8 protein-coding genes are annotated in these 13,782 nt (G+C 41.1%); 3 read left to right on the top strand and 5 right to left on the bottom strand.

The genetic code is table 11. From position 1 onward, the window contains the following. Positions 1–7 precede the first annotated feature (7 nt). Entirely contained in the window at positions 8–2,242 is a 2,235-nt protein-coding gene (locus tag AN391_RS06770; protein WP_055014694.1) for an ABC transporter permease subunit, read from the bottom strand. Between the two features lie 560 nt (positions 2,243–2,802). Between AN391_RS06770 and AN391_RS06765 the strand changes: the two genes are divergently transcribed. The 3 genes from AN391_RS06765 (at position 2,803) to AN391_RS06755 (ending at position 7,055) form a co-directional block, all read left to right on the top strand. After that, complete coding sequence (locus AN391_RS06765; RefSeq protein WP_024031441.1) at positions 2,803–3,309, top strand: glycine cleavage system protein R; 507 nt, start codon at positions 2,803–2,805, stop codon at positions 3,307–3,309. A gap of 178 nt (positions 3,310–3,487) precedes the next feature. Continuing rightward, a complete protein-coding gene (ppk1, locus tag AN391_RS06760; protein WP_055014693.1) occupies positions 3,488–5,575 on the top strand; it encodes a polyphosphate kinase 1 in 2,088 nt (695 codons plus the stop codon). Continuing rightward, on the top strand, positions 5,568–7,055 hold the full coding sequence (locus tag AN391_RS06755) for an exopolyphosphatase (RefSeq protein ID WP_055014692.1): 1,488 nt from the start codon (positions 5,568–5,570) through the stop codon (positions 7,053–7,055). Before ppk1 ends, AN391_RS06755 begins: the two co-directional genes overlap by 8 nt. Before the next feature lie 41 nt (positions 7,056–7,096). On the opposite strand, the gene AN391_RS06750 is transcribed toward AN391_RS06755, so the two are convergent. The 4 genes from AN391_RS06750 to AN391_RS06735 all read right to left on the bottom strand — a co-directional run bounded on the left by AN391_RS06750 (position 7,097) and on the right by AN391_RS06735 (position 13,711). Continuing rightward, entirely contained in the window at positions 7,097–7,552 is a 456-nt protein-coding gene (locus AN391_RS06750) for a hypothetical protein (protein ID WP_055014691.1), read from the bottom strand. A gap of 178 nt (positions 7,553–7,730) precedes the next feature. Further along, positions 7,731–10,853, bottom strand: coding sequence for an efflux RND transporter permease subunit (locus AN391_RS06745; RefSeq protein WP_055014690.1), 3,123 nt, complete (start codon positions 10,851–10,853; stop codon positions 7,731–7,733). Further along, complete coding sequence (locus tag AN391_RS06740; protein ID WP_055014689.1) at positions 10,850–12,385, bottom strand: efflux RND transporter periplasmic adaptor subunit; 1,536 nt, start codon at positions 12,383–12,385, stop codon at positions 10,850–10,852. The genes AN391_RS06745 and AN391_RS06740 overlap by 4 nt, the downstream gene beginning before the upstream one ends. 3 nt (positions 12,386–12,388) lie before the next feature. Beyond that, complete coding sequence (locus tag AN391_RS06735; protein ID WP_055014688.1) at positions 12,389–13,711, bottom strand: TolC family protein; 1,323 nt, start codon at positions 13,709–13,711, stop codon at positions 12,389–12,391. Positions 13,712–13,782 lie beyond the last annotated feature (71 nt).

The raw sequence follows: 13,782 nt of genomic DNA, 5'->3' as shown, positions 1-13,782 counted from the left end.
TCTCCACTTACATTGAGCTGTATTTTTCACGCAGCTGCTGACGAACAAACTCAGCCACTGTGTTGAAAACAAAGGTGAATATGAATAGTACAAATGCTGCTAAGAATAGTATTCTATAGTGCGAGCTGCCTACTTCTGATTCAGGCATTTCTACCGCAATGTTTGCAGCTAAAGTACGCATACCTTGGAAAATACTCCAATCCATAATCGGCGTATTACCGGTTGCCATTAATACAATCATGGTTTCGCCTACTGCACGGCCAAGGCCCATCATCACAGCAGAGAAAATGCCTGGACTTGCTGTAAGTAGTACAACACGCACTAGCGTTTGCCATTGTGTAGCACCAAGTGCAAGTGAACCATTTGATAAGTGTTTAGGCACACTAAATACGGCATCTTCCGCAATCGAAAAAATAGTAGGAATAACCGCAAAGCCCATCGCAATACCCACAACTAACGAGTTACGTTGGTCAAACGTCATACCAAGTTCATTGGTTAAGTATTGACGTACATTTCCATCAAACATCCAAAGCTCGACTGTTTCGCTCATCGCGAACGACAGCCAGCCAATAAATAACACGACCGGAATTAGCAGAATAGAATGTGACCCTTCAGGGATTTTATGGCGAATACTCGCTGGTAACTTAGTCCAGCCTAGTGCGGTGGCTAATACACCTAATGGCAATAAAATAAGTAAACCAACAATGGCAGGTAAGTGCTCTTCTATAAGTGGCGCTAACCACAGGCCAGCTAAAAATCCGAGTATTACTGTAGGCAGAGCTTCCATAATTTCGACGGTCGGCTTTACCACTCTACGTAGCTCACTCGACATAAAGTATGCGGTGTAAATAGCAGCAGAGAGCGCAATAGGCACTGCAAACAGCATGGCGTACAGCGCAGCTTTTAAGGTACCAAACGAAATAGGAACTAAAGAAAATTTAGACTCAAAGTCATCGCTTGCTGAGGTAGATTGCCAAATGTAGCCTGGCTCTGGGTAACCTTCGTACCATACCTCTTGCCACAGGGCTGACCATGTAACCTCTGGGTGTTCATTATGAATCTCTAATACGGTTAGTTGGTTATCGGCTAAAATTAGCGCTGCATTTGAACGTGGGGCTATAGCAAAGTTTTTAATTTCACCTTCACTGACTTTACCTTGCCAAAGTTTTGCCTCGCTTGTGGTGTAATAAATACCTAACTCACCGTTACTACTTGTTGTAAAGAAAGTACGACGATAAAACTCAGTGAAAATATTCAGCTTACTTTGCTTCGTTGTTTCAAACGAGCGAATTTTTTGATACTCACGACCGCTATCCGTGTTCACCTCAAACCACTGCGAGACTTCACCATTGTCGTTTGCCAACATTAGCGAGTTAGCACCAGCAAGCAGCTGGGCTGATACTATATTAGCGTTTTCTTCATTAGCTGACAGTAACTGGATCTGTTCTACATCATCTGGATAGCGGGTATCGTAAACATAAATTTGATTAGCTGAACGCACAAAAGTTCGGGTGGTATCCGGCGAAATTAATAGCTCGTCTATACGCCCATTTACATCAAGTTCGGTGCGCTCAACTACCCATTCAACTTCACCAGTGAACATGTTTTCCTCAGCCACAAAGCTGCTAAACAACACGCGCTTGTCTTCGGTTAAAGCAACAACAGCTGTTTTATCTTCATAATGGCTAAATGCAAAGCGCTTGATGGCTGCACCTTGATCGTCAACTTCTAATGCCATTTCGCCAAGAGGGTAATCTAGACGCGGTGTTAGCTTTCTTTGATTATTTGGAAAAGTGACTAAAAACTTAGGTGCGACAAGCATCACTGAGCCATTTTCTAAGCCAAACGCATAATGCCCCTGAAACGGCGCACTGTTTGCAAAGCTTGATGCATCACTTGGTAGCTTAGCGCTTAATGTTTTAAGCTTTTGACCAAAGCTGCCATCTTGCACACTATAAAAAATGACCTCGCCTTGCTGGGATAGCAAAAAGGCAACCTCTGTTTGTTCCTCAACACCTAAGCCCACGATTTGATCAGCATTAGTAACGTTAAAGCTGTTACGCTTTTCTACTTTTGCTGACTCAAAAATTGGTTGTACCACATAAAGAAGGTAAAAGAATATTAATAACAATGCTATTAATACCATTACTCCGCCTGCGGAAATACCCCACTTTGCAAACCGGTCTTTAAATAGACGGCTTCGATCCGTATTTAAAGTCGGCTTATTCGGATTGGAAGTCATCAACACACCCTTTAATTCTGTTGTTGCGCGAATTATATTTCATCAAGATGACAGTAATGTTACAGATGTAATAAATACCCGCTGCAAGGCTTTAAAACAGCCCCTTTATTAGGTACTCAATAGCGCGCTTTGCAGTATTTAGCTCATCTATATTTATACGTTTATTACGCATTACCTATTTACACTTTTATGGTTAAACGAAATACGTACTGCTCAAAGCGAGTGAAAACTGGGCGTTCCTGAGCAGAAAGCACAATACGATGACACTTATTATCAAAAGTGCTATAAAATTGTTAATTGATTCAGTGTGGATTTATGTTTTTGTAGGAACTAATTTGTGCTTTTATTGGACAAACAATTTAACGCAGACAATACTAAAACTATGTATAACGAATGAAGACAACAGCGCTTAAGCTAAAAAAATACAACGATAAATATACAAATAAGTAGTAATAAACGAGTAGTTTTCTATGCGTTTATTTTACCCCCTACATTGATAGAAACATTACACATAATTAATGCCTACGCATTTACATTTTCAGGCTTAGAGAGAGCTATTTATGAAGCAGTTGGTGATCACCATTTTAGGGCAAGACCGGCCCGGATTAGTAGAAAGCATTTCATCTGTTATTTTGCAAAATAAGGGAAACTGGCTAAGCAGTAATTTAAGCCACTTACTTGGTCACTTTGCAGGTATTATTCAGGTTGAAGTAGCCCAGGAACACTTTGAAGCATTACAAAATGCATTAAATGCCTTACCTAAACTCGATGTACGTATTGAAACCGGCAACACAGAGGTAGAGCCAAGCAGCAAAGAACAAATAAACTTTGTTATTACCGGCAACGACCGACCTGGTATTGTACAAGAGCTGGCAAGTGTAATACGCCATAAAGGCGCAAGCATCACTCATTTAAACTCAAGACAGCAGAGCGCGCCAAATTGGGGAGTGCCTATTTTTAGTGCTGTCGCCACGGTTACTTTACCCAGCGGTATGAACAAAGAAGAAGTGATTGATGCGCTTGAATCAATTACCAGTGACTTAATTGTAGATATTGAAGAGGCCTAAACTAGCACGCCCTTGACATAAAAATGACACGGCAGTCATTTTTATGTCATCTAACTGGCGTAAATTTAAATAAAAAGGGCTGATTATTACTCGTGTTATCGCTTTTTACATTGCAATTCCCCTAAGCGTATACACAGCCCAAATTAAACTTAAAGCATATCCTAATAATGGAATAGAGATGAATGCCCACATAACTCCCTCTCAAACAACTGAATATTTTGCCAAAGAGCTAAGCTGGCTGTCATTCAACGAGCGTGTGCTTCAAGAAGCTAAAGATAAAAATAACCCAATTATCGAGCGCATGCGTTTTTTAGGTATTTTTTCTAATAACTTAGATGAGTTTTTTAGAGTACGTGTTGCAGAGGTAAAACGCCGAATTTTACTAAATAAACTCCCCGATGCTAACTTTGAAGAAGACGAAATACTACTTAGCGAGATACAAAAAAAAGTGCGTCAGTTAGGTAAAAAGTTTAACCACATTCATCAGCAAGTATTAGTCGACCTAAACCATCATAATATTCACGTGAGCCGCCCTGATGAGCTAAGCGTGTTTCATTTAAACTGGCTAAAAAATTATTTTCATGAGCACGTTCTACAGCACACCTCTCCTATTTTACTAAACGAAAACAAAGATTACTCCGACTATATAAACGACACCATGACCTACCTATTTGTAGAAATGAGTGATGAAAAAAGTTATTACGCCATGCTTGAGGTACCCACCGACAGGGTTGATCGCTTTATAAACCTGCCTCCAGAAAAAACCCGCCGCCATAAAACTATTGTGATGCTTGACGATGTAATCACTTACTTTTTAAATGATGTATTTAGTAGTTTTTTTTCTTATAAAAGCATTGCCGGTTATGCAATAAAATTAACCCGCGATGCCGAGTACAACCTAGATGATGAACTAGAAGCTGGCTTGCTTGATAAAATGTCCAAAGGATTAAAACAACGTATTTATGCCGAGCCGGTAAGGTTAGTTTACGATCAAGCCATGCCTGAAAGCATGCTCAAAGTGATGAAAAAGCGCCTCGGTGTCACGCATCATGATGCGTTAATTCCTGGGGGGCGTTATCGTAATTTTAGAGACTTTATAACGTTCCCTAATGTAGGGCGCCAATATTTAGAAAACAAACCCCTTCCCGCATTGCAAAGTAGTGCATTTAAAAAGCACGCCAGTGTATTTGATGCCATTAGTGAGCAAGATATTTTACTTTATTACCCCTATCATACCTTTAACCATGTGCTTGAATATGTGCGCCAAGCGGCATTTGACCCCAAAGTTACACAAATAAAGGTAAATATCTATCGTGTAGCGAGTAAGTCTAGGTTAATTTCTTCATTAATTAATGCCGCTAAAAACGGAAAATTAGTGACCGTTATGGTCGAGTTAAAAGCACGTTTTGACGAGCAAAATAATATTGAATGGGCAAAGGTGCTAAGCAGTGCAGGTATTAAAGTGATTTTTGGTATACCCGCATTAAAAGTGCACAGCAAATTATGTGTCGTGCACCGTAAAGAAAAAGGCCAAATAGTAAAATACGCTCATATAGGCACAGGCAATTTTCATGAAAAAACAGCCAAAATTTACACTGACTTTAGCTTATTTACTCGCCACACTGGCATTTGTGAAGAAAGCGACAGCGTATTTAGATTTATAGAGAGCAGTTATAAACCCTTTAAATTTGACCACCTGATGCTTTCGCCAATAAATGCCCGTGAAACGCTGCTTAATTTAATCAATAACGAAATTGACCATGTTAATAACAACAAACCGGGCAAAATTACTGTAAAAGTAAACAACCTCGCTGATAAAGAGCTGGTAGATAGGCTTTACCTTGCTGGCAAAATAGGGGTTAAAATTAGAATTATTGTACGTGGCATGTGCTCACTTATTCCTGGGATGCCTCAACTTAGCGACAATATTAAGATAATTAGTATCGTTGACCGCTTTTTAGAGCACCCTCGGGTCATGGTATTTGGAAATAATGGCGATGAAAAAGTATTTATATCCTCTGCTGATTGGATGACACGTAACCTAGATCACCGTGTTGAGGTAGGCGTGCCTATATTAGATGTTAAGTTAAAGCGGCTCATAATTGATATATTAGAGCTACAATTTAAAGACCGTACCAAAGCACGTATTATTGATAGCGAACAAAAAAACGCTTATGTAAGACGGGGTAACCGTAAAAAAATTCGCTCTCAAATAGCCATTTACGATTATCTAAAAAAATGGGAACACACTTATTATAATGAATGATCATCCTTCCATTGCTGCCGTTGATTTAGGTTCCAATAGCTTTCATTTAGTGGTTGCTCGGGAAGTGAACGGCACTTTGCAAATTCTACATAAAGAAAAACAACGCGTTTATTTAGCTGATGGATTAGATGACAAGTTTCGCTTAAGCCAGGCAGCCATCGGTCGTGCTTTAGTGGTGCTAAAGCAATTTGCTAAAACGTTGCACGATTTTCCTGCCAGTAACGTAAAAGTGGCGGCTACATACACCTTTAGGCGAGCTAAAAATATTAATGCCTTTTTAGCACAAGCAAGTAATGTGTTTCCTTTTCATATTGATGTAATTGCAGGCCAAGAAGAAGCACGCTTAATTTATCAGGGCGTTGCACATTATGTTCATAATGAAGAAAACCGCTTAGTGATCGATATTGGCGGTGGCAGTACCGAGCTTATAATAGGGAAACATTTTAAGCATAAGCTTTTATCTAGTCGTAATATGGGCTGCGTTAGCTTTACAAAGCAGTTTTTTAGCGATGGAAAAATAACGGCCAAACGCTTTAACAAAGCGCAAATAAAAGCCGAGCAAGAACTTGAAGCGATTTTTTCTAACTATGTAAGCGAAAATTGGCAAACTGTTATTGGCACTTCAGGCACGATAAAGTCAATTTTAGCGATGATAAGCGCTGCAAATCCGCAACAGCCAAATATTACTTACGATGATTTGCTCACGTTAAAGCAGCAATTTATTAGCGCTAAACATATTGATAACTTAGTTATTGCAGGGCTTACACCTGAGCGCCAACAAAGTATATGTGGCGGCTTAGCAATTTTAATCGCAATATTTACAGAGTTTGCCATTAAAGAGCTTACCTATAGCGACTTTTCATTACGAGAAGGGTTACTGCACGAAATGCAGCAGAAGCTGGCCGACAAGGATATTCGCTCAAACACTATTAATAATTTAAGTGGGCGCTACACCGCTGATAAAACACACGCAGCACGTGTTGCGGATACGGCTATTTGGCTTTATAAACAGCTAAAAAATGTGTGGTATCTAGATAACAACGATGATGTTGCGTTGCTGACGTGGGCAGCAAAATTACATGAAATTGGTTTATCCATTAACTCTTCAGGCATTAACAAACACAGCGCTTATATAGTGGCAAATAGTCAATTACCCGGTTTTACGCAGCAAGAGCAACTTATTTTAAGCTCACTTATACGCTTTTATCGTAAAAAAATTAAACTGACTGAGCTGCCAGAGTTTTTAACTATTTCTCAAAAGCACGTACTTAAGCTTATTGTTATTTTACGCTTAGCTATTTTATTTAATCAAAAACGCCAAGTTAGCTTAAAGCCTGATATGGTAATAAGCGCAAGCAACTTAGGGTTGTTTATTAAATTTAGTAATGGCTACTTGCAAGAGCATACTCTACTTCAAGCGGATCTTGAGCAAGAACAACTCTATTTAAAAAAAGCGGGGATTGAGTTTGAGTGCATTTAGTAATAAAAAGCTCGCTTAAAGCGAGCCTTTACATGTTGGGCTTACATATCCATATGGCGGTTTGAGCTTTGCATCATTTGCTTAATGCCTTGCTTCTCGAGCTCTAAAATTTGCTCGAGCTTTTCTTTACCGTTTTCTGTTTCTGCGCGCTCTAATAAGTACTCGTAAAGTTCGATTACTTTTTTATGCTGCTCAGAGAGATAATTTTGAATAACCTTTTCATCAAACTCTTGGTCTTTGCTTATATCCTTAAACGTAATTAGCTCGGGGTTATCTGCAAAGTATTCGTAGCTGTAAGTATCTAAAGTATTGATCTCAGTAATTGCTTTAAAGCCAACTAGGTCTTCAGCTAACTTTTTTTCATAATCTAAATAATAGTCCACTAGCATTGCATTACGTTCGTCAAGCAACTCCTTAACGCTGTAAAAATTTGCCGCCATTTGTGTGTGAAATAAAACGGTCCAATCGTACACTTCTTTAATTGTTTTAACTTGCATGTGCATTCCTTACTGAGTTGACTGTATAAGCGATGAGTTGCGTAAAACGTGCCAACATAAACTTTATTAAAAACAACGAATTAAATAACAAAAAAGAGGAGCTAGGCGGTTTATCTGGTACAAGTTACAAAATACGGGTAATTTTTATAGGGCAATACAAAGCGCATTGCCCCGAGCTTTAATGAGAAATATGCCGCTTTTTCCACAGTAAATACACGGCAGGGATAACTAATAATGTAAGTATAATCGCACTTAACATGCCGCCTACCATAGGCGCAGCTATCCTGCTCATTACTTCGCTGCCAGTGCCTGTACCGTATAAAACAGGTAATAAACCAACAATAATTGTCGCTACCGTCATCATTACGGGGCGCACTCTTAGCCCTGCACCTTGCATAATAGCGTGTTGTAGCGCTTGTAAGTTAAATGCAGTTTCGGTTTGCTCGCACTGCTGTTGTTGCGCTGTATAAGCTTGGTTTAAATATACAAGCATAATGACGCCTATTTCTACGGCAACACCAGCCAATGCAATAAACCCTACACCCACTGCCACCGAAAAGTTAAACGCTTCAAAGTACATTAGCCAAATGCCGCCCACCATAGCCAAAGGAAGGGTGGCTATAATAATAAGTACTTCGCTTAGGCATTTAAAATTAAGGTATAGCAGTATTACAATAATCGCGAGTGTAAGCGGTATCACATAAGTAAGCTTTGCTTTTGCGCGTTGCATGTATTCGTACTGCCCTGCCCACGTAATTGAATAACCAGCAGGTAATTGTAGATTATCGCTAAGTACTTGCTGTGCTTGTGCTACATAGCTGCCAATATCACTGCCTTTAATATCAATTAAGCTCCACCCATTTAAACGCGCGTTTTCGCTTTTAATGCCGGTAGGGCCATCTTCAATAAATACTTTAGCAACATCACCAAGTGCAATATGTTGTCCTGATGGTGTAATAATAGGTAATAATTTTAAATCTTCAGGCGAAGAACGAAAGCGCTGCGGGTAGCGTAAATTTACCGGGTAACGCTGTTGCCCTTCAATTGTTTCAGTCACGTTTGAGCCGCCAATGGCAGTGGCTACAACCTGTTGTATGTCGGCTATATTTAGATTATACCGTGCTGCTTTTTCGCGGTTTATATCCACTTTAATATAACGCCCTGTGGCCACACGCTCTGAATACACAGAGGCTGTGCCAGGCACATCTTTTAACAACTGCTCAATTTGCTGCCCAATGTTTTGAATTTCTAACAAGCTTGGGCCTGCAATTTTAATACCTACGGGCGTTTTAATACCGGTGGCAAGCATATCAATCCGTGTTTTTATTGGCATAACCCACGCATTTGTAAGGCCCGGTAATGCAACTAAGCTTTCTAGCTCGGCTTTAATTTTTTGCTTCGTCATGCCCTCTCGCCACTGTGATTTGGGCTTAAATTGAATAAAGGTTTCAATCATTGTCAGCGGTGCGGGGTCGGTAGCGGTATCAGCTCGCCCTATTTTGCCAAATACAGTTTTTACTTCTGGCACTGAGGCTATGAGCTTGTCTGTTTGCTGTAAAATTTTTCGTGCTTCACCAATAGAAAGCCCTGGGTAAGTTGTTGGCATATACATTAAGTCGCCTTCATCTAGCAAAGGTATAAACTCACTGCCTATTTTATTTACCGGATAAAAGCCTATAACCGTCACTATAAATGCAATAAATAACGTACTTTTTGGAAATTTAAGTACGGTGGCTAACAGCGGTTTATACCCTGCAACCAAGGCTCTATTAACAGGGTTTTTATGCTCAGAAATGACCTTACCCCGAATAAAGTAGCCCATTAGCACCGGCACTAAGGTTATCGCTAAACCGGCAGAGGCTGCCATCGCATACGTTTTTGTATAAGCAAGCGGGGCAAACATGCGCCCTTCTTGCGCCTCTAAAATAAATACAGGCATAAAACTTACTGTAATAATGAGTAAACTAAAAAATAACGCAGGGCCGACCTCCGTGGCCGATTTAGTCACTATTTGCCAACGGTTTTGCTTGGTTAGTGGCGTTTTTTCCATATGTTTATGCATGTTTTCTATCATTACAATAGCACCATCTGTCATTGCGCCAATGGCAATAGCAATCCCGCCTAACGACATAATATTCGCGTTTACACCTTGCCAATACATCACAATAAAAGCCATTAATATACCCATAGGCAAGGTTATAATAGCCACCAGCGATGAGCGCACATGAAATAAAAATACCACACACACTAAGGCAACAATAATGAGCTCTTCAAACAATTTACTGCTCAGGTTATCGACCGCGCTTTTTATTAACGTGGAGCGGTCGTAAACCGGTATTATTTCAACCCCTTCGGGTAACCCTTGTTTTAATGACTCAAGTTTTGCTTTTACCCGAGAAATCGTTTCTTGGGCATTTTCGCCATAACGCATCACCACAATGCCACCCGCAACCTCGCCTTCGCCATTAAGCTCTGCAATGCCTCGTCGCATTTGTGGGCCTAAGCGTACATTTGCTACATCTCGTAATTGTAATGCACTTCCTTGGGCATTAATTCCTAATGGAATGGCTTCTAAGTCGGCGACACTTTTAATATAACCTGTGCTGGTTACCATGTATTCAGCTTCAGCCATTTCGATTACTGAGGCGCCAGTTTCTTGATTACCTTGGCTAATAGCCGTTTGTATCAAACTAAGAGGAAGGTCATGAGCACGTAACTTAATGGGGTCTACAACCACTTGGTACTGCTTTATCATGCCACCCACAGTGGCCACTTCAGATACCCCTTCAACGCTTTGTAGTTCAAATTTTAGAAACCAATCTTGCAAGCTACGAAGTTGGCTAATATTGAGCTGATTTGTTTTATCAACTAACGCATATAAATAAACCCAACCCACTCCTGTGGCATCGGGTCCAAGTTGCGCTTTTGCGCTAGTCGGCAAGCGGCTTTCTACCTGACTTAGATACTCTTGAACGCGGCTGCGGGCCCAGTAAATATCGGTATTTTCATCAAAAATAATATACACATATGAGTCGCCAAAAAACGAAAAACCACGCACCGTTTTAGCGCCAGGCACAGACAGCATGGCCGTAGTAAGCGGGAAGGTAACTTGGTCTTGCACTACTTGGGGCGCTTGGCCTGGGTAGCTGGTTTTAACAATGACCTGTACATCTGATAAATCAGGAAGCGCATCAACGGGAGTCTGTTTAACACTGTAAATACCCGCGCCAAATACAATAATACTCAGCAACAAAACGAGAAAGCGATTAACGATCGACCAGCGAATAACAGCAGCTATCATAATGACTCCCCATGCATTGAGTGATGAGCTACGCCTTTGCCAGTGGGGTGTTCAGCAATTTTGCTTATTACAAATTCACCGTCGATAATGCTAAAGGTAAAATTAACCTGCTGATTAGGGGAAAGCGCATTAATATCAAGCGCTTTAGCAAGTATAAAGTCCATCGTAGCGGGGCCTCTGTTCCATTTAGCAATAGCCTCTCTGCTAATATTAATAACCCGCTGCGCTGGGTTTATATTATTTATGGTCCCCATTACTGTGGCTGTTTGAACCGCTTCAGCCTTGTCTATTTCCATATCAGGCATATTGCTTATCGCTTGAGTGCTTGGTGCGCTCATACGCTCAAAGTCCGAGTCCTTACTCGACTCAGAGTCTATTAAAAACTGCGCAGCAGTCACAACACTATCCTCCTTGGTAATGCCTGATAGAATAGCCACCTCTTGTTGACTAATTTGCCCAACCTTTACTGCCACGGATTTAAAGCGTCCATTGCCTAGGGCAAGTACTACTCGGTTTTGTGCACCTGTACGAATAAGCGCTTGCTTAGGTATAACAAGTTGCACTGAGTTACTGTGTGTGTGAATGCTTACTTGGGCAAACATATTAGGTTTAAGAAGCCCGGCGGTATTTTCAAAACGCAGCCTTACACGTAGAGTACGATTTTGAGTATTAAGCGCTGGGTAAATGTAATCTACTACGCCCTGCCACTGCTTACCTTGGATGTAATCAAGTGTCATCGTCACAGGGAGCCCTTTGGTTACTAAAGCTGCTTGGCGCTCAAATACTTCTGCCTCTACCCATACTTGCTCTAATTTAGCGATACTCATCATTGAGGTGCCGGGCTTAACATAAAAACCTTCACGTATATTAAGCTCATCAAGCACGCCACTTTGACGCGCGTAAAACGTAATGTTTTGCATCACTTTGTTATTTTTTTCTAAGCGCTTAATAAAGCCATCAGACACATTTAGCGATTCTAAACGCGCTTTGGCAGCCCGAAGCAATACACTGTTTTTTCTATTTACTGCGAGTAAAAACTCTTCTTGCGCGTTCACAAGCTCAGGAGAGTAAAGCGTGTAAAGAGGCTCACCAGCACTAACGGGCTCCCCTTGCGCTTTTACAAATAACGTTTCTATCCAGCCTTCTACTCGGGGATGAATATGGGTTACCTGGTCTTGGTTGTATTGCACATAACCGATTGTATTAATATTGCTTTGCAGCGTTTTAACTTGCACTTTACTGGTTTTAACGCCTAAGTTATTAACCACTTCAGGTGATATTTTTATAGTACCTGGGCTGTCGTTTTCAGTGTTTGCATACACAGGTACTAGCTCCATGCCCATTGGCGATAGGCCTGGCTCATCACGCCTATAATTACTGTCCATTGGCGCAACCCAATACAACGGCTTCGCTTTTTTACTATCAGCGGTTGTGGCTAAGTGCTCTGTGTCATTAATCAGCCAGCGATTAGCAATAAACATTAACGCGGCACCAGTAAGCAGTGCTACAAGGTATTTTAAGTTCGTTTTCATTTTTTACCCTCGTAACTCAGCCATTACTAGCGAGTCTAAATTGGCTGCGTAATAATTTAGGCGAGCAATAATAATATGTTTGTCTATTTGAATATTAAGCGCATCTATTTTGGCATTTAGCTCACTAATACGCGCACGCATAACATCAGAAAAGTCGCCATCATCACGGGTGTACGCGTTTAAAGTAGCCTGCGCTTGTTGCGACATTTGCGGTAATAATGTGTTTTGATAAAGCGTATGGCGCTGCTTAATTCGCTCAAGCTGGCTAACCTCTTTAAAGTACTCCCCTTTTAGATTTTGTAGCGCCACGCGTTTGTCGGTTTTAATGGCTTCTACAGTGGCAATAGCGGCTTTAACTTGCTGATCTTGCCTGTTGTCGGTAAATAAAGGCAAATCAATACTCACGCCAACCGAAAGTAAATCAGCACGCGATTCACCAAATTGATTATCAGCGCGGTAGCCATAACCCATATTTACGCCAAGTTGTGGCTTATAGCTCTGTTTAGCAAGGCTCACTTGTGTGCGTTTAGCGGCTATACGCTGATCTATTGCCACCATAGAGGGGTGCGCCATAAGTAACTTAATGAGCTCATCAAGGTCTAAGCTATTAAATTGTGCAAGCGGAGCTGGCGCTGCAAAAGCCTGGCTTAATGGTTGGCTTAATATGCTGTGTGGTAACCACTGGACTAACCCTTGTTTAGCGGCGTCTAGTTGCTGCGCTAATATAATCAGTTTATCTTCAAGGCGCGTCAGCTCCAATTGTGCGCGAATAATATCTTGTTGGCGGGTTTTGCCTAAGCTACTGGAGTAACTGGCTACGGTAACTTCAATTAGCTGGGTAAACAATGCTTTATCTTGTTCAATTAACGCAATACTTTGCTGTGCTCTGTAGGCATTTAACCACAGTTCCATCACCCTCGCTTTTACTTGCGCCTTTCGCTGCGCCCTCAGCCACGGCTGCTCAAGTGCTTCTTCTTTTATTGCTTGCTGGCTAAGTGCCAGGCTATTACCACGGCTAAAGCTTTGGCTTATACCCAGTTTTAACTGCGTCATGTTTTCTTGATCAAACGCAAAGCCATCTACGGGTACGCTTTGTAAACCTATGCTCAGTACTGGGTCTGGTAAAGTACCTGCAGCAATACTTTGCGCTGTGGCGGCGGCTTGCTTTTGCTCACTGGCGCTCAGCCACGGCTCGTTATTGAGCGCCATGTTTATGGCATCCGTTAAATTAAGGGTGGGTACTTTTGCTATGGCATCACTATTAAATACAGCACCAAATAAGGTGGCACTTAGTAATACAGCTTTAAAAATTACAGTGCGGGTCATTGCCTGCTCCATCTAAAATTAAAAATAAAAATCTTAAATTAACAAGCAGAACAGGCGCTTTAAGCCAATAT

This window comes from Pseudoalteromonas sp. P1-13-1a, from assembly GCF_001401875.1.
Lineage (GTDB): Bacteria > Pseudomonadota > Gammaproteobacteria > Enterobacterales > Alteromonadaceae > Pseudoalteromonas.
The sequence above is the reverse complement of the archived record's forward strand: the minus strand, read 5'-3'. Positions and strand labels throughout refer to the sequence as shown.

Coding starts and splice junctions, on each gene's coding strand:
- ppk1 (WP_055014693.1), top strand. CDS start 3,488: ATGAATGCCCACATAACTCCCTCTCAAACAACTGAATATTTTGCCAAA.
- AN391_RS06740 (WP_055014689.1), bottom strand. CDS start 12,385: ATGAAAACGAACTTAAAATACCTTGTAGCACTGCTTACTGGTGCCGCG.
- AN391_RS06755 (WP_055014692.1), top strand. CDS start 5,568: ATGAATGATCATCCTTCCATTGCTGCCGTTGATTTAGGTTCCAATAGC.
- AN391_RS06765 (WP_024031441.1), top strand. CDS start 2,803: ATGAAGCAGTTGGTGATCACCATTTTAGGGCAAGACCGGCCCGGATTA.
- AN391_RS06745 (WP_055014690.1), bottom strand. CDS start 10,853: ATGATAGCTGCTGTTATTCGCTGGTCGATCGTTAATCGCTTTCTCGTT.
- AN391_RS06770 (WP_055014694.1), bottom strand. CDS start 2,242: ATGACTTCCAATCCGAATAAGCCGACTTTAAATACGGATCGAAGCCGT.
- AN391_RS06750 (WP_055014691.1), bottom strand. CDS start 7,552: ATGCAAGTTAAAACAATTAAAGAAGTGTACGATTGGACCGTTTTATTT.
- AN391_RS06735 (WP_055014688.1), bottom strand. CDS start 13,711: ATGACCCGCACTGTAATTTTTAAAGCTGTATTACTAAGTGCCACCTTA.